Below are 19,104 nucleotides of genomic sequence, written 5' to 3'. Positions count from 1 at the left end.
CTCGACCTCGCAAAGACATTTTCTTACTCATCCCAATCTGAGGATCGTCTGCGTGTCTTCTTTTCAGAACCCAATCGTTTAGCTTGTAAGCGTCTTTCGCGAGCTCTACGGCTTGGTTTTGTTGGTCTGCGCTTTTTCACAGGTGTAAAAGCTTGTGTTAGCAGGTCGAAGAATTTCTCAATAGCTGATTGCTTATTCTTCAACTGAGAGCGATCTGCCTGAACGACGATACTCAAGATGCCATCCTGACTGATTCGTGTCGCGAGTTTATTATAGAGGACTCCCTTATCATCATCGCTAAGCAGTTGAGATTCCTGTACATTAAAACGTAATTCAACTCTTGAACTAACCTTATTCACATGCTGGCCACCCGGTCCACTGCTTCGTGAGGTTTGAAATTTAAACTCCCTTATAAAAGAATCTTGATTTGTGATGGGTAAATGCATGATAGGTGATTAGACGTGTTTGGGAGTTTTAAGGTGCTCGATTTTGTTGTAATGCAAATGTATGATTTTAAGTTAATAATTCATAGAATAGTTAAACCAGGCCCCTTATTCATTATGGGCGCTGGTTAGTCAGTTGTCAGTTATACGAAAATCGATTTATAGATTAAGCTGCTCAATTAGTCCTTCTGGTTTCTCGTCTTCATCTTCAGAGAAATTAATTGCAGTTTCGATAATAGCCAAGTGGGAATAGGCCTGAGGGAAGTTACCCAGCATGCGTTTTGTTTCAAAATCGATATCTTCAGCAAACAAACCCAAGTGGTTAGAATAGCTCATAAGGATATCAAATTTTTCTTTGGCTTCCTTTTTTCTTCCAATCTTGAATAGGCTATTTATTAGCCAAAACGAACAAATGGTAAAGGCTGACTTGGGCGTTCCAAAATCATCCTGATTTTTATAGCGATACATTAAGCCATCGTGCTCTAATTCCTTCTGGATGGTGAGAACTGTAGAGATGTATTTTTCATCAGTCGCCTTAATAAAACCATAATTTTCCATTAATAAAACCGAAGCATCCAAATCATCAGAGCCATAATGCTGGGTAAAAGCTTGTTTCTTTTCACTCCAGGCATTTTTCATGATATCTTCTTTCACCGCATCGCGATAGGGAGTCCACTTGTTTACATAGTAGTCACTCTTGAGGAGTCTGGAGATTTTTACGGCACGGTCGAAAGCCACCCAGCACATCACCTTACTAAAAGTGAAATGCAGACTCTTACCGCGAATTTCCCAGATGCCTCTATCAGGTTTGCGCCAATTTTCATCGACCACATTCACGATACTTCGAACAATGGTGCAAAGTTCTTCGGTATGCTCTAATGAATTTTCAAATAATTCAAATTGCTGATGAATCAAGTCCAACAGGATCCCATAAATATCGTTCTGTTTTTGCTTGTAGGCGGCGTTCCCAACCCGAACAGGTTTCGATCCTTCATAGCCTGCAAGATGATCTAATACGTATTCTGAAAGTTTCTTTTCGCCATTGATACCATACATAATCTGTACCTTTTCCTTTTTCTCAGGAATAATATCCATAATGAAATCCAGGTAGCGTTTGGCCACTTTATAATGTCCCAATTGGGTGAGAATTTTCACAACCATAGAGCCATCCCGAATCCAACAAAAACGATAATCCCAATTACGAACCTCACCAATGGTCTCAGGTAAAGAGGTGGTTATTGCAGCCAATACGGCACCCGATTTTTGATAGTTAAGTAATTTTAAAACCAAAGCAGACCGATTGATCTCATCCTTATATTTAGGGTGGATCTTTGTTTTTTCTGACCAATTTAGCCAATAGGTTTTTGTCCTTTGCAGAATCAGATAAATTCTCTCATCCGTTTGTTTTAAGAGTTTCTGATTATAGGAGATAAGACAAAATTCATGTTTTTCTAAGCGAATAATATCTTGATTTAAAATAGAGTCGCAGTTAAAACTCGTATATAAATAAAGTGAATCGTAAGTTCCACTAGTTGTATATGATTTAATAAAACCAACCTGAGCATGCTTGTTTTTTGTGTGATTACGTGCATAATCCAACTTTGGGTTGTAGTGAATACGGAAAGTTGGTTTTCCTTTTATGTGTTTAAAATATCGAACAAGATCAGGTGGCGAATAATAATCATTGTTTTCTGTGATATACCGAGGCATAAAATCCACAAGTTCAAAAGTACCATCCTTGCAAACGAAACGTGTATGCAGAATGTTGGTGTTTTTTTTATAATATTGAACACTGCGAATTAATTTTTCAGGAATAACCTCAAAGCTACCTCCTTTATCCTTATCCAGAATTTTAGCAAAAGCAGAAGAGGAATCGAATTGAGGTAAGCATAACCAATCTAAAGAACCATTTTCCGATATCAGTGCTGCCGACCGACAATTTCCAACCACGCCGTAATTTAAATTTTTCATAAAAAAAGATTACTTTAGTGTATATTCACATAACAATTCTGAAAATAGCTAATTTTCACGACTTTCGAATGATTTGCTAGCAGAATATTACTCTTGATCTTATGAATAGAATACACATTGTTTCCAACAGGCTTCCAGTTAGCATCAACTTAAATGATGATCAAATAGAACTTATTCCCAGTGTAGGAGGTCTTGCTACGGGTATGCGATCGGTTTATAAAGCGTATAAAGGGAAGTGGATAGGCTGGCCAGGCTTGCCTAGTGATGACATAGATCAAAAACTGTCTGGTAGGATAGACAAGGCGTTAGAAAAGGAAGATTGTGTATCGGTGCATCTTTCGAAAAAAGAGATCGATTTGTATTACGATGGCTTTAGTAACCGTACGATTTGGCCTTTATTCCACTACTTTGCTCAATATATCGATTACGATCCTGAGCTTTGGGAGGCATTTGTGAGTGTGAATCAGAAATTCGCCGATAAGGCACTTGAAACTTTGGAGGAAGGCGATACCATTTGGATACATGATTACCAGTTGTTGTTGGTGCCTGAAATGATCAAATCGAAGAAACCCGGCGTGACGATAGGTTTCTTCCTGCATATTCCTTTTCCATCCTTTGAGGTTTTTCGAATTCTGCCGTGGCGAAAAGAATTGATTCAAGGCATATTAGGAGCTGACTTAATTGGTTTTCATACTTACGACTATCAACGTCACTTTTTTAGTTCTGTTCGTCGATTAATGGGTTATGATATTTCTTTCAATCAGATTCAAATAGAAGATAGAATTGTCATCGTCGATGCTTTTCCTATGGGGATTGATTATGACAAATTTAAGACTGCAGCAACAGGAATCCTTCAAAAACCACTTCAAGAGAAATCTGATTTACATCGTGAATTAGAAAAGTACTTTTTGCTTTCTCCAGATCGAAAACTAATTCTTTCTATAGATCGGTTGGACTATTCGAAAGGAATACCGAATAGATTAAGAGCCTTTGCAAAGTTTTTAGAAGAGTACCCTGAATTTGTTGGAAAAGTAACCCTAATTATGCTTGCTGTACCTTCTCGTGGAACGGTAGAGCATTATATCAATCTCAAAAGGGAAGTTGAAGAGTTAGTTGGGAACGTTAATGGACAATTTGGAAATATCAATTACACACCCGTTTGGTATTTTTATAGATCAATGCCTTTTGAGAGCCTAATTGAATTATACAGCTCTTGTGATGTTTGTTTAGTTACACCAGTGCGCGATGGAATGAATTTGGTTGCGAAGGAATATGTGGCATCCAGAACCAATCGTACAGGGGTTATAATCCTCAGTGAAATGGCTGGTGTGTCTAAAGAAATGGGAGAGGCCTTGATCATTAATCCGAATAATATCAAAGAAATTGCTGATAGCATAAATCAAGCCTTGACTATGCCTTTGGATGAGCAGCGTGAACGTATGATTTTTCTTCAAGATCGGATTAAGCGTTATGATGTTTTCAAATGGTCTAGTGAATTTGTGAAATCACTATCGAAAGTAGAACAAATTCAAACTTCGATGCATGCTAAGCGAGTTAATGCTATTATAATGGATAAGATCCGATCCGATTATCAAAATTCAAAAATGCGAGCCATCTTTTTGGACTATGATGGTACACTAACTGGTTTTAAAAAGAACCCCAATGATGCTAGCCCCAATGAAGAATTACATCAACTGCTATATAAATTAGAAGAAGATCCTCGCAATGTGATTACTATTATAAGTGGGCGCGATAGAGCTAGTCTTGAAACATGGTTTGAAGGGCATAAAATCAATTTAATTGTGGAACACGGGGTTTGGAGTAAAAAGGTAGATAGAGAATGGAAAATGCTTTCGAATGCTACGGATACATGGAAATCTAGTATTCAACCCATACTTGAAACTTTTGTTGATAGAACACCAGGTACTTTTATAGAAGAAAAGAACTATTCCTTAGTGTGGCATTTTAGAAAAGCCGAACCAGAACAAGCTGATTTAAGGGCCAATGAGTTGAAGGATGAATTAACGACCATGATAGCCAATCATAATCTGGAAATATTGGAAGGGAATAAAGTGATAGAGGTGAAGACTGGTGGTATAAACAAGGGGATTTCTGCTTTACAATTCCTTAAGAATAAGAACTTCGACTTTATTTTTGCAGTGGGGGATGATTGGACAGATGAATACATGTTTAAAGAATTACCTGAATCAGCTCATACTATTAAGGTTGGCTTAACACACACTGCAGCTAAGTATAAGGTTGAGTCCGTGAGTGCGGTTCGTACCTTTTTAGCAGAATTGATAAAATAAAAATCAATGAGCAGTTTGTCATAAATTAATACAATTATTTGATCAATAAATAATCCCAATTAGCTCATTGCTAGTTGGGATTATTCTTACAAGTTTTATCAATTTCATCCTTGTTGATAAACAAGCGGCTATTTTTTTTGTTTAGCATCTTGTTTTTCATAAATTCGCGGCCGATTAAGAGATCTATATTAATATGTAAGGGCAAACTTGATTTAAACACCACTTTAAATCGTTAATAAGCTGTTTAATTTACAATTGACTTAGACCATTTGATAGCCTTAAGGAAAATGGAGGGTCCCATTCTCTTATTATTCTTGCCAAGCAATAAGGCTTCCCTACACTAGGAAAATCATTTAATACCCTATTAATCTCAGCTTTCTCTAAAAAGCTGAATAATGACATGCATTTATTACCTGAATCCAAGTCTTGGATTCTGACACATAACTAATATTAAAAATTAAAATGTTTGATTCTTTTGTAATCGTTCTGGCTTTTGCTGCTCTTTTTAGTCTTGTAAATTCAAAATACCTGAAGTTTAGTCCCACCATTGGTATGATGGTTTTAGCACTCATCATGTCTGTGTTTATTCTCTTATTAAAAGAATTTGCGCCTTCAGTTTACCAGTTTATTCCGACTTTCGAAAGAGACATTCATTTTAGAGAATTTCTGTTGGAGATTATTCTTAGTTTTTTGCTCTTTGCAGGAGCCATGCATATTAATATTCAAGAATTACAGAAGCAAAGAAAAGCGGTCTTTGTTTTCGCCATATTCGGTACATTAATATCTACTTTTCTTGTGGGAACGCTGACCTATTATGTGGCTCATTTGTTTTCATTAAACATTCCTTTTATCTATTCCCTTTTGTTTGGCGCTTTAATATCGCCAACTGATCCTATAGCTGTTCTTAGTATTTTAAAAAACTACAGTGTTAGGAAAGATTTACAAATGAATATCGAAGGCGAATCTCTTTTTAACGATGGGGTAGGCATGGTTCTTTTTGTTGTCATTTTACAGGTTATCAACCAGGGGTATCAGAATATACATATCGACGAAGTCCTGTTTCTGTTTTTCAGAGAAGCACTTGGAGGTATTTGCTTTGGTCTGTTAATAGGTTTCTCAGGTTTTCAGATACTTAAAAGAACTGAGGCTAATGCCAAGGCACATGTTATGCTTACAATTGTGATGGCAGCAGGAGGCTATGCTTTAGCCGAAAATATCCATGTTTCTCCAGCATTAGCAATGGTGGCTGCAGGCTTGTATCTGGGTCAAAAGATACACAGCAAAGAATATTCGAAAAAAAGCTTGATACAATTGGTCACATTCTGGGATGTTTTAGATGAGATTTTAAATGGTGTACTCTTTGTGCTTCTGGGATTCTTTATAACCATCATAAACCCCGATGTTGTCCATATCCCTTTTGCAATTATCACAATAGTAGTTGTTTTAATCTCAAGGTATATTTCGGTTCTAATACCTTTTCAGTTGATCAAACATTCCAATAAAAAAGTTAACCGAAAAACCATACTCATGCTAACATGGGGAGGCTTAAGAGGTGCTTTAGGTATCGCTCTGGCTTTATCAATTCCACCTGAACATTTTGGTGACTTATTTGTTTTCTTGATGTATTCGGTAGCCCTGTTTTCCATTATTATTCAAGGTCTAACGATTGGTAAATTGGTTGAAAAGTTAGGTTTGGTTAACCTGAAAGATGCGAACTAATACCGATTGGTGTTTCATATGAGGCATAAATTATTTACTCATTATTTTAAATTTTTGAGTATATAGAAACATGGTACAATACATGTAGAAGGCATTCTTCTTTAAATTTTCTATTGCCTTTAGAATATGGAAGGCTCTAAAATAATCAAAAGAAGGCGGCATGACTTAACGTAGTGTCCACATTCTTGTTGCAACTCCATAAATAATAGATCAATATAGAATATAAAAATGCACTTCTGTTCAAATGAATAGAAGTGCTTTTTTGCTTGAGTTATTTAGAGGTTGTACTTTACTGTGAATAAGAAGTAGCGAGGCTTCACATAGTAGGTCGACGATGCATAGGTATAATCCGTTTCGCTAGACTGATTTATAGATTTGGTATCTAAAAGGTTTTTGCCCAAGATAATTTTGTTTCTAACTGACAATTATTTGTTTTTCTTCATAATATAAATTCTATTTTTTTATTAGTCAATATTTATGGTTAAATTTATTGTTAATTGATTTTGATCAATAAAAAGACAATTCAATAATATCATAAGTAATATGAGATCATTTTACATTCAAGCTAAGGATATAAATTCTCTTGAAAATCATCTCACTCGGTTAGATCTTGAAGACGAAACAAAATCTATTTTGTTTCTGATGGCAGATGATGATCGTTTTTCGGAGAAGCTGTTAATTCCATTTTTAAAAACAATTAAGAAACCACTGATGGGTGGGATATTTCCCGAATTAATTTTTGATGGAGAACGGAAGAAATCAGGGGTTTTATTAATTCCTCTTCCTTTCGAATTACGCTCTCAGCTGTTCGATCTATCAGAAGGTCCTGATGAGTTTTTGAACCAGCTAGAAAAAATCCAGGGCAAATCAATGGATCCACTTAGTTCATTATTTGTATTTGTTGATGCTCTGAGTCAAAATAAAGAAAGTTTTATGCAGGCCTTGTTCAATTTCTTTGGAATGAACACCAGCTATATTGGTGGTGGAGCGGGATCTTTAAGTCTCGAAAGCATGCCTTGTATCATTAATAATCAAGGAGTACATTCAAATTCATCGGTTATAGGTTGGGGAAATAAATCCATGAGCTTAGGAGTGGCTCACGGTTGGCATTCGTTTTCAGGCGTGTTGAAAGTTACTGAAACGAAGAGAAATATTGTGACATCTATCAATTGGAGACCAGCCTTTGAAGTCTATAAAGAAGTTGTAGAAGAACATTCGGGCATGAACTTGACCTCTGATAATTTTTCTGAACTTGCTCAGTCATATCCTTTGGGGATTGAGAAATTAGATGCTGAAATGGTTGTGCGAGATCCTTTTAAGTTATGTCCACAAGGCCTCCATTTTGTAGATGCTATTCAGGAAGGCGAATACGTTAAGGTATTGCACGGCGATATTGAATCGTTAATAAGGGGAGCATCAAAAGCTAAAACGCTTGCTTTATCTAAATCAGATGAGAATATGGATCAGGATTCTCTTTTTTGTATTGATTGTATTTCTCGGGTTCTATTTATGAAAGAATTTTATACAAAAGAGTTAGAAACAGTTGCGAAAAATAAGCATGTGTCAGGTGTTCTCACCATTGGAGAAATTGCCAATGAAGGGGATTCATTTCTAGAGATTTATAACAAAACTATAGTTTTAGGGTTATGGTAGAAAAATGTTTACAAGCAGAAATCTTATTAGAACTTGTCTTTAGTGTCAGCCTTGAGAAGAATGAACATTTAATTTTAAACAAGAGCATGCCTTTGTATTTAAGGAAACTCAATTGTTTTTTAGCTGGAGTTCTAAAAAAGGATGAGAATGAAACGATCAAGGAATTAATGGTTATGCCTTTTGCAGCAGGAAAATCTGATGATTGGGCTAGCGTTAAAATGTACTTTTCTTCTTTAGATCCCGACAATAGACAGAAGTGCCCTCAATTTATCTATAATAATCTTTATTATTATGGGCTAAGCCTAAATGGATATGGTTTATTCATATTGGGAAGAAAGAAAGCTTTTGATGATTTCTTTATAAAAGAACTCCAAAATGTAGTGCATCATTTGGGTAAAGTTTTGATCCAATCCAATGAGATTGAGAAAAGAGAACGCGCCGAATGGAAGTTAAGGAAAAGTGAAAAACGATTGTCATTGTTAATGCAAGAATCTCCTTATGTTATTGAGATCTATTCTGAGGATGGTATCCAAAGATACGTCAATAAAGCTCACAATAATTTTTGGGGAGTGCCCTCAAGTGAAACTCTAAATAAATTTAATATTAAAGGTGGGGAGGATGTTAAAAAGTCGGATAACCTACAATATGTTCAGAAAGCATTTCAAGGTCACTCAGTAAGGGTTCCAGAATTTGAAATACAAATTAAAAACCTTAATTCAGGATTGTTTGAAACACGTTGGTTGTCATCGAGAATGTATCCTCTGAAAGGTGATGACGGAAGGGTTAATTATTTGGTTATTACTCATGAAGATATTACACAAAGAAAACATGCTGAAAGGGAATTACTAATTGCTAAAGAAAAGGCTGAAGAAAGTGAGCGTTTAAAATCTGCTTTTTTGGCTAATATAAGTCACGAAATACGTACGCCAATGAATGGAATACTCGGCTTTGCTGATCTTCTAAAGCAGCCTGCTTTTGATGAACTTGATCATAATCTGTATATTGAACTTATAGAGCAAAGTGGAGCACGTATGCTGAATATTATGGATGATCTGATAGAAATATCGAAAGTAGAGTCTGGGCATATGAAGATAATGGTTTCGGAGACAAATATAAACGAACGAGTTGAATCTGTTTTTAATGTTTTTCAAGCAGAGGCGAATAATAAAAATATTAAACTATATATAGCCAATCTATTGCCTAGAAATGAATCAATCATACGGACTGATAGAGAAAAACTTTATGCTATACTTAAAAATTTGGTGAAGAATGCCATTAAGTTTTGTGATGAGGGTAGTATTGAAATTGGTGTAGATAAAAAAGGTGATTTTTTAGAGTTTTATGTGAAGGATACTGGTATCGGCATACATGAAGAAAGACAGAAAGCTATTTTCGATCGTTTTATACAGGCAGATATAGGAGATAAGAGGTCTTTTGAGGGAGCAGGTTTAGGTTTGTCTATTTCAAAGGCTTATGTGAATATGCTGGGAGGAAAAATTTGGTTAAAAAGCAAACCTAATATTGGGTCTAAATTTTATTTTACCTTACCTTGTAATACTGAAATTGAGGAAGGTGATGGGTCTGAGCTCATAAATTACGAATTAAACGAAAATGAGATGAAATTAAAGATCTTAATTGTTGAAGATGATAAAATATCAATGAATTTTATTGAATTGCTATTAGAGCCAATAAGTAGACAAATCATTCTAGCAAATAATGGGGACGAAGCTGTTAGGCTTTATCATGAAAATCAGGATATTGATTTAATTTTGATGGATATAAAGATGCCAGAGCTGGATGGTTATGAGGCTACACGTCAAATACGACGTGTGAATGAAGATGTTATTATTATTGCTCAAACAGCATATAGTCTCCTAGGTGATAGAGATAAATCTATAGAGGTTGGTTGTAACGACTATATTACCAAGCCAATTTTTAAAGATAAACTGATGTCTTTAATCTCTAAATATTTTAATCATTTAGTAGAAAGTTGAGCTGATAAGAAAATTTTATTTAAGTATTACATATAAATATTTTAAGGTGCAGTCGCAAGGCTGCGCCTTTTTTATATTAAATAAATCTATAGAAATTAGCTTAACATTTCCGAATTGTATAAATTTGAGAGTCAACTTTCTAGTTTTCAATATAAGTTTCCTTTAAGTCAGATTTATAGAGGGTTTTTATGTGTCTTATTAGAATGAATTAGTTTGATTGCATGTCTATTTGATAGATATAAGTTGAGATGTATTGTGGGGAATGAATTATCTGTCTATGAATAGCTTTTTCAAACAAGAGTTAAAAACAATGCGTTACGATTTACAGATCTTAAGTCTTCAAGCTCATGTTAGAAAGAATCATCGATTTTAGCATTAAAAATAAGTTAATTGTAATTCTCTTCACTCTTTCTATTGCCTTGTTTGGAGTCTATTCCATTCTGAAAATTCCTATTGGTGCCGTCCCCGATATTACTAATAATCAAGTCCAGGTCATAACCACATCGGGTAATCTATCTACTCAGGAAATTGAGCAATTCATTACAGCTCCTGTCGAGCTGGAGATGGCAAACCTTCCAGGGGTTGAGGAAATCCGCTCCATCTCTAAATTTGGCTTATCGGTCGTTACTATTGTCTTTAATGATGAGATTGGAACCTATTTGCCACGGCAGTTGATCGCTGAAAAGATTAAAACAGCCTCTGCTAATATACCCGAAGGATTTGGAACGCCTGAAATGGGACCTATTACAACGGGCCTTGGCGAAATATATCAGTACATACTAGATGTAAAACCTGGCTACGAAGATCGTTACACGGCCATGGATCTAAGAACGGTTCAAGATTGGATTGTTAAGCGTCAGTTGTCGGGAATACCCGGAGTGGTTGAGGTTAATAGTTGGGGTGGTTTTCTGAAACAATATGAGGTCGCTATTGATCCAATTCGTCTTAGAAGTATGGATTTAACGCTTATGTCTGTTTTCAATGCTCTCAAATCCAATAATAGTATTTCGGGTGGAGCATATATTGAAAAAACCAATCAGAGCTATTTCATTCGTGGGGACGGTCAGGTAAAATCCATAAGCGATATAGAAGAGATTGTTGTGAAAAACAATGCAGGCATTCCAATTTTGATAAAGGATGTGGCCAAAGTTCATTATGGATATGCCAATCGTTTTGGAGCCATCACGGCCAATGGACAGGGTGAAAAAGTACTTGGACAAATTATGATGTTGAAAGATGCCAATTCTAAAGTGGTTATCAAAGAGGTGAAAGAGCGAGTTGCTGAAGTTCAAGAAAGCTTACCCGAAGGTGTTTTTATAAATCCTATTTTAGAACGTTCTGAACTTATTGGAAAAACCACCTTTACCATTGTAGAGAATTTGGTTCTGGGTTGCCTGATTGTTATATTAATTGTGATTCTCTTGTTGGGGAATATACGATCGGCATTGGTGATTGCCTCTATGATACCCTTGGCTCTTCTTTTTACTCTATCTCTGATGTATATTTTCGGAATCGATGCGAATCTGATGAGTTTGGGAGCACTCGATTTTGGTATTATTATCGACGGGGCTGTGATTATTGTGGAATATATTGCCATACGCATAAACACGCAGCAGGCAGTTTTCGATAAGAGTAAACCTGAAGAAAGACAACTATTAATTGATAAGGTTACTTTCTCAGGTGCTTCAAAAATGATGAATTCAGCCATATTTGGGCAGATCATTATTCTCATTGTTTTCATACCTATTCTCTCACTTCGTGGTGTTGAGGGTAAAATGTTTCAGCCCATGGCCTTATCCTTTAGTTTTGCCATCATTGGTGCTATGATATTGGGTTTGACCTGGCTTCCGGTAGCTGCTTCTTTATTTATGAAACCTGCAAAGCAAAATGTGAATGGTATTTCGCAAAAAATCATGAATCTTACTTACCGATCGTACACGCCTGTAATGAGATGGTCTTGTGGACATAAAAGACTGGTTTTGGGTGCTGCTCTTATTGGGTTTGTGATGACGGGATTTCTTTTCACTCGAATGGGGGGAGAATTTGTTCCGACTCTCGATGAGGGTGATTTTGTTATTCAGCCTGTTCTAAAAACAGGAACTTCTCTTTCGAAGACAGTTGAAATGACGACTCAGATGGAAAAAATATTGTTGGATAAATTTCCTGAGATTGATCAAATCGTTTGTCGCATTGGTGCTGCTGAAGTGCCTACCGATCCAATGTCGATGGAAGAGATCGATATGATTATTAAAATGAAAGTGCGTAGCGAATGGACATCGGCTAAAAGCAAGGAAGATTTGGCTGACAAGTTTAAGGAAGCCCTTTCGGTGATTACTGGAATTGAATATGAATTTACCCAACCCATCGAGATGCGTTTCAACGAATTGATAACGGGTGTTCGTGCCGATATCGCCATTAAAGTATTTGGAGAAGATTTAACTTATCTGAATGAAAAGGCCACGGAGATAAAAAAGTTGATCGAAGATGTGCCTGGTGCTGCGGATGTTATTCTCGAAAAGACTGAGGGCTTGCCTCAAATGAGTGTACGTTATCACAGAAACAAAATAGCCCAGTATGGTTTGAATATGGAAACTTTGAACACTTATTTATCTATGGCCTTTGGGGGTGAGAGTTCGGGCAGTGTGTTCGAAGGAGAAAAACGTTTCGATTTGGTTGTTCGGCTGCAGAAACGAAACCGAATGGATATCGATAACATCCAAAATCTTATGATTCCTTTGCCTAATGGGAGTCAAATCCCATTGTTGCAGCTTGCTGAGATTAGATTCTCTGAGGGACCAGCAAAAATTTCACGTGAAAATACCCATCGTCGTGTGGTGGTGAGTGTTAATGTTCGTAATAGAGACCTACAATCAGTCGTCGAAGATATTCAATCTAAAATAGATGGCCATATTTCCCTTAAGCCGGGTAATTATATCGTTTATGGTGGGCAATTCGAGAACCTTCAGAATGCAAGTAAACGTCTGATGTTTGCCGTTCCTTTGGCCTTACTACTCATCTTTATCTTTTTACATTTTGCCTTTAAATCCCTAAAGGATGCTATCATGATTTTTACTGCAGTGCCTTTGTCAACAGTAGGAGGCGTTCTTTTCCTTTGGATCAGAGGTATGCCATTTAGTGTATCGGCTGGTATCGGTTTTATAGCCCTTTTTGGTATTGCAGTACTCAATGGTATTGTCTTGATAGAGCATTTAAAGGATTTGCAAGAAAAGGGAGGAATGGATATGCGAGAACTGATTCTGCAAGGCACAAAGGATCGTTTGCGACCTGTGATGCTAACAGCAGCAGCTGCTGCCATGGGCTTTCTTCCAATGGCTATTTCAACAGGAGCAGGTGCTGAAGTACAGCGTCCGCTGGCTACTGTTGTAATTGGAGGATTAATCACGTCAACCATGCTCACCATGATTGCCCTTCCTTTACTTTTTGAGATATTTTATAATGTAAGAGGTTTTAAGTGGCGTCCTTTCCGATTGATCAGAAAGAATACTATCATAACGGGGCTCGTTTTACTGATGGTCTCTATGCTACCTTTGTAGATGAGCAATAATTTTAAACAGACAATAGGCTGCAAATAAAATATGAAAACGATAACGAAATAAGCGTATATCAATTGACTTTGGAATCGAATTATTTAAATATATAACTCAGAATCATCATGAAAGAGAATCAGATTACTATTCTTATCCTTCTTGTATTATCTCTTTTAGCTTGTCAGAATAAAACGACTCAGCATGATGTGATTGTACAGGAAACCTCTAACCTTATTACCATCAGTCAAGAGCAGTTCAATTTCAATAAGATGGAAATTGGAACGATCAGCCCGCATTGTTTTGAAGATGAAATTGATTGTACTGGTTTTGTTAGAGCGGCACCTGAAGGATGTGCTATAATTAGTACGCCTATGTCGGGAATTATCAAATCGATTAAATTTAAACCTGGAGACTATGTGAAGAAGGGACAAATTATTTGTGAAATCAATTCCAATGAGCTGCTAGATCTTCAACAGGATTTCATTGAAACTGAGGCCAGGTTAAAAGTGGTAAAGACCGATTATGACAGAGCCTCTTCTTTGTTTAAAGAGAAGATTACGGCTGAAAAAGAATTTCTAAATATAGAGAGTGATTTTAAGAGCATGCTTGCAAGCTTGCAGACTCTGATCTTAAAAATCAATATGTTGCAATTGGATATTTCGAGAATTAGGGCTGGAGACTTATACTCAAGCTTACCACTTAAAGCACCTGTCAGTGGTTATATTATCAAACAGAGTCTGATGCTTGGGCAATTTATAGAACAGAACCAAAGTTTGATAGAACAAGTGGATATCAATCAACTTCAGCTTGAAATAGCAATATTCGAAAAAGATGTAAATCAATTACAGCTTGGACAGACGATCCATTTTAAAAGCATAGGCGGTACAGAAATGAGCCATCATGCAAAATTGATTTCTATAGGCAAGGGGGTAGATGCGGATTCGAAAAGTATTCTTTGTTTGGCTTCAATAGAGAATCGTATCAAAGCCAAATTAATCCATGGCTCCTATATTCAAGCTAAGATCACGACCAATGAGAAAGATGCCAGCGCTTTGCCTAGCGATGCTATTACCAAGTCGGGCAACGAACACTTTGTCTTAGTTGTTGATAATAGCGATAAGAAAAATTATTCGTTTCGTAAAAAAAAAGTGAAGATTGGCTCCATATCAAAAGGCTATACAGAAATTTTAGAAGAGAACGATTTGGGTAATGTACTGCTTAAGGGTGTTTACAATATTTCGTTAGAATAAGCTTTAATCTCTATATTTTAGATTTGATTTCTAAATTCGATTTATATGGAAGTTGAGACTAATTATCAAGGGAGATTATTTTACTTTGTATTTAGTTTCAACAAGGTAAAACCTCCAAGTGGATATGGAAATAAATCATTCTATAGAGCAAAAAATTATAGCATACCGAAGACATTTTCATGCGAATCCAGAATTAGGCTGGCTGGAATATTCCACTGCCGCTTTTATTGCTGAAGAGTTATTGAATTTAGGTTTTGAAGTGAAGAGAGGACATGAGGTCATGCAGGTTGATAATCTAATGGGTTTACCTGCTGAGCAAGATAATCAACTTGCCTTCGAAAAGGCTGAGAAAATATTTGGTCCCGAAAAAATGCAAGCATTTGCTAATAATTCTACGGCTGTTGCTGGTATCTTAAACTGTGGAGAAGGGCCTCGTGTTGCTATTCGTGTTGATATGGATGCTTTACCAATTACAGAATCAAATTCCAGAGATCATTTTCCCAATCAAGCAGGTTTTGCGTCAGAATCAAGGGGAATCATGCATGCTTGTGGACATGATGCACATATGGCTATTGGCCTTGGCTTGGCCCATTATCTAGCTAAGTATGCTAGTCAGCTCAAGGGAAACTATATCCTATTATTTCAGCCTGCCGAAGAAGGGGTGCGAGGAGCAGCATCAATTGTGAAATCTGGCTTTTTAAAGGATGTTGACTACCTATTGGCTGCTCATTTGTGGAGTAATATGCCTTTAAGTAAAGTGGTTTGTTCGCAAAATGGAACTGCGGCTACCGACAAATTGGATGTGACTTTTTATGGAAAAGCAGCACATGCAGGTATTTGCCCTGAAAAGGGGAATAATGCGATTCTGGCTGCGGCTAATACAATCCTTGGTTTACATGAAATTCAATTTACTGGCGAAGGATTGAGGCGAGTCAATGTCGGACGTATTGAGGGTGGTACAGCTCGTAATATCATAGCTGACGGGGCTAAATTGGAAATTGAGCTGAGAGCAGATAGTCAAACAGGGGAGAACGAATTACTTGAAAAGCTAGAGAGCATTGTAAAAGCTTCAGCTCACAAACAGGGCTGCTCTTTTGAGATTAAAAAAGTTGGTGAAGCTTCTGCTGCTTGTGGTGATAATTCACTTGCAATACAGATAAGAGACGAAGCAATGAATATGAATTACTTTACGGATGTAATACTATCCGATAAGCAAAATAGAGGGAGTGAAGACTTTACATCCCTTATGAAAGACCTACAGGCTAGAGGAGGAAAGGCTAGCTTTATAGGTGTAGGTGCCTCTATGTATGGTAAGAATTTAGAACATCATACACCAGATTTCGATATAGCTGAAGCAGCATTAAATCCTACAGTAGCACTTTTTTTTAATCTTATAAAAAGATTAAGTAGATCGCATTTATAGATAGTCAATCGAATTAATAAGACGCTGTACCCTAAGGAGCAGCTTCTTTTTATTTCATTTTGTGATCAATAGTCAAAAAAAAAGACATAGGTGTCTTAATTTAATTGTTTGATGGTTCAAATTTTCATAAATTGGGTAATCTGGTTTCTAATATTTATAGAACCGCTACCTACGCCTATTTAAAATTTTTATTTTTAATAAATTGATAGGATGAAATATGAAGTAGAAGTTGACATTAATATGCCACGCGAAAGTGTAATTAGACTCTTTGACAATCCTGATAATATGAAACATTGGCAGCCAGGGCTTGTCCGTTTTGAACATTTGAGTGGTGAGCCTGGTGAGGTTGGAGCCAAGTCCAAATTGTATTATAGGATGGGGAAACGTGAAGTTGAGATGATTGAGACCATCACTTGTAAGAATTTACCCAATGAATTTTCCGGAATCTATGAAGCCAAAGGCGTATGGAATCATGTTCAAAACCATTTTATCGAAATTGATGAAAATAAAACGGTTTGGAAATCTGTAAATGAGTTTCGATGCTCGGGTTTTTTGAAGATAATGATCTTTTTGATGCCTGGGATATTCAAAAAAGAAACCTGTAAATACTTGGTCAATTTTAAGGAATTTGCTGAATCGATATAATTAAAAACTTATATTATGACAAAAATAACACGTATCTGACATTTAATGGCAACTGTGAAGAGGCCTTTCTTTTTTTACAAATCAGTTTTTGGTGGAGAATATGCTCATATAGCCAAATTTGCTGATATGCCTAACTATCCAATCGGTAATGAAGATACAGTGCACTAAAAAATAATGTTAGCATATTATCTCAAACGAAAGGTGTAGCCTTAAGGCTATACCTTTTTTTATGCAGTTTTATCATGAAATCTGCTTATATTTATGTTATTATGTCATGTGGTTCTGCGCTTTCCCTGTCAGGATGGCTTAGTTTTGAAGGAGGTATAAGATTTGATAGCTTATTTGTCGAATAATATTTAATACAAATAATTAGATTATGAATTTTAATCAATATACCATAAAATCGCAGGAAGCGATACAGCATGCCCAGCAAATTGCTCAGGGCTTTGAGAATCCTCAGATTGAAAATGCCCATTTACTGAAAGCCATTTTTGAGCTTGATGAAAATGTATTACCCTTTATTTTAAAAAAGATTGGCATTAATGCTGAGATTTTTCAGAAAACACTTGATCATATCATTCAAAGCTTTGCCAAAGTGCAAGGTGGTGAAATTATGCTATCGCGTGAATCTATAAAGACCCTAAACGATGCGGCTAATGTGGCCAAGAAAATGAAAGATGAGTATGTTTCAATTGAGCATCTTCTTTTGGCCATGTTGAAAGCAAAGGATTCTGTTTCTCGTTTGATGAAAGATAATGGAATTGATGAAAGTAATCTATCTGCAGCTATTAACGAGTTACGTAAAGGGCAGAATGTAACTTCGCAATCACAAGAAGATACCTATAATACCCTTGATAAATACGCACGAAATCTCAACAAGCTAGCCAATGATGGGAAATTGGATCCTGTGATTGGCCGGGACGAAGAGATTAGACGAATTTTACAGATTCTTTCGCGACGAACTAAGAATAACCCGATGCTTATTGGTGAACCTGGTACGGGTAAAACGGCTATTGCTGAAGGTTTAGCTCACCGCTTGGTGAAAGGGGATATTCCTGATAATCTAAAGGATAAAATCATTTATTCTTTAGATATGGGAGCCTTAATTGCGGGAGCTAAATACAAGGGTGAATTTGAGGAAAGGCTAAAGGGCGTTGTTAAAGAGGTGATAGCTGAAGATGGCAAAATTGTTCTTTTTATTGATGAAATTCATACTCTTGTGGGTGCAGGAGGAGGACAAGGTGCTATGGATGCCGCTAACATTCTAAAGCCTGCTCTGGCTCGTGGTGAATTACGTGCTATAGGAGCAACAACTTTAGATGAGTATCAAAAATATTTCGAAAAGGACAAGGCTTTGGAACGTCGTTTCCAGAAGGTGATGATTAGTGAACCCAATAGAGAAAGTGCCATTTCCATTCTTCGAGGTATTAAGGATAAGTATGAAAGTCATCATAAGGTTAGAATACAGGATAGTGCCATCATTGCTGCGGTTGAACTCTCACAACGCTATATTACCGATCGTTTCTTGCCCGATAAGGCCATTGATTTGATGGACGAATCAGCAGCGAAATTGCGTATGGAAATCGATTCAAAACCCGAGGAATTAGATGTTCTTGATCGCAAGGTCATGCAATTTGAAATTGAGTTAGAGGCTATTAAGCGTGATAAGGATAAGACCAAGATTTCTAAGATAAAGAAAGAATTGGCAGATCTAAAGGAAAGCAGAGAAGGTATTTATGCCAAGTGGCGTTTAGAAAAAGATTTAGTAGAAAAAGTGCAATCAGTAAAGGCGCAAATAGAAGATTACAGGCAAAAGGCTGATAGAGCAGAACGCGACGGTGATTTTGGTTTGGTTGCAGAGCTTCGTTATGGGAAGATTAAAGAGGGGGAAGAACTCTTAAATCAGCTTAAAAATGACTTGGCTGCTAATCAGGAAAACGCTTTGATAAAAGAGGAAGTAACCAGTGAGGATATTGCTGAAGTTGTGGCAAAATGGACAGGGATACCAGTTTCTAAGATGCTAAAGAGCGATAGAGAGAAGTTATTGCAACTGGAAGATGAATTGCACAAGAGTGTGGTAGGGCAAAATGAGGCCATTGAGTTGGTTTCTGATGCGGTACGCCGTTCGCGTGCTGATTTGCAGGATAGT

At 36.6% G+C, this 19,104-nt stretch carries 10 protein-coding genes and 1 pseudogene; 9 read left to right on the top strand and 2 right to left on the bottom strand.

The window, feature by feature from the left end; genetic code table 11:
* Positions 1-23: 23 nt before the first annotated feature.
* Together arfB and ABY905_RS05460 are read right to left on the bottom strand one after the other, a co-directional pair.
* Positions 24-428 (bottom strand): annotated as a pseudogene (gene arfB / locus ABY905_RS05465) (alternative ribosome rescue aminoacyl-tRNA hydrolase ArfB); the annotation flags it as partial.
* Positions 429-602: 174 nt separating this feature from the next.
* On the bottom strand, positions 603-2,414 hold the full coding sequence (locus ABY905_RS05460; RefSeq protein ID WP_372641357.1) for a glycoside hydrolase family 15 protein: 1,812 nt from the start codon (positions 2,412-2,414) through the stop codon (positions 603-605).
* A 101-nt stretch (positions 2,415-2,515) separates the two neighbouring features.
* Between ABY905_RS05460 and ABY905_RS05455 the strand changes: the two genes are divergently transcribed.
* The 9 genes from ABY905_RS05455 to ABY905_RS05415 form a co-directional block, all read left to right on the top strand.
* Positions 2,516-4,723: a bifunctional alpha,alpha-trehalose-phosphate synthase (UDP-forming)/trehalose-phosphatase gene (locus tag ABY905_RS05455; protein WP_372641355.1), complete on the top strand. Its 2,208-nt coding sequence runs from the start codon at positions 2,516-2,518 to the stop codon at positions 4,721-4,723.
* 462 nt (positions 4,724-5,185) lie between these two features.
* On the top strand, positions 5,186-6,442 hold the full coding sequence (locus ABY905_RS05450; protein WP_372641353.1) for a cation:proton antiporter: 1,257 nt from the start codon (positions 5,186-5,188) through the stop codon (positions 6,440-6,442).
* Positions 6,443-6,985: 543 nt separating this feature from the next.
* The gene (locus ABY905_RS05445) at positions 6,986-8,095 is read left to right on the top strand and encodes an FIST signal transduction protein (protein WP_372641351.1); all 1,110 of its coding nucleotides are present in this window, start codon (positions 6,986-6,988) and stop codon (positions 8,093-8,095) included.
* Positions 8,089-10,089 carry an ATP-binding protein gene (locus ABY905_RS05440; protein WP_372641349.1) on the top strand — a complete coding sequence of 667 codons (2,001 nt, stop codon included), beginning with the start codon at positions 8,089-8,091 and terminating at the stop codon, positions 10,087-10,089. Before ABY905_RS05445 ends, ABY905_RS05440 begins: the two co-directional genes overlap by 7 nt.
* A gap of 347 nt (positions 10,090-10,436) precedes the next feature.
* A complete protein-coding gene (locus ABY905_RS05435; protein ID WP_372641347.1) occupies positions 10,437-13,643 on the top strand; it encodes an efflux RND transporter permease subunit in 3,207 nt (1,068 codons plus the stop codon).
* Between the two features lie 119 nt (positions 13,644-13,762).
* Positions 13,763-14,887: an efflux RND transporter periplasmic adaptor subunit gene (locus ABY905_RS05430; protein ID WP_372641345.1), complete on the top strand. Its 1,125-nt coding sequence runs from the start codon at positions 13,763-13,765 to the stop codon at positions 14,885-14,887.
* Positions 14,888-15,011: 124 nt separating this feature from the next.
* Positions 15,012-16,310, top strand: a complete 1,299-nt coding sequence (locus ABY905_RS05425; protein ID WP_372641343.1) for an amidohydrolase — start codon at positions 15,012-15,014, stop codon at positions 16,308-16,310.
* Between the two features lie 210 nt (positions 16,311-16,520).
* A complete protein-coding gene (locus tag ABY905_RS05420; RefSeq protein WP_372641341.1) occupies positions 16,521-16,955 on the top strand; it encodes an SRPBCC family protein in 435 nt (144 codons plus the stop codon).
* A gap of 376 nt (positions 16,956-17,331) precedes the next feature.
* A partial coding sequence (locus ABY905_RS05415) for an ATP-dependent Clp protease ATP-binding subunit (RefSeq protein ID WP_372641339.1) occupies positions 17,332-19,104 on the top strand: 1,773 nt, incomplete at its 3' end.

This window comes from Ancylomarina sp., assembly GCF_041555295.1.
Taxonomy (GTDB): domain Bacteria; phylum Bacteroidota; class Bacteroidia; order Bacteroidales; family Marinifilaceae; genus Ancylomarina.
This window is presented reverse-complemented; position numbering and strand designations above follow the sequence as displayed.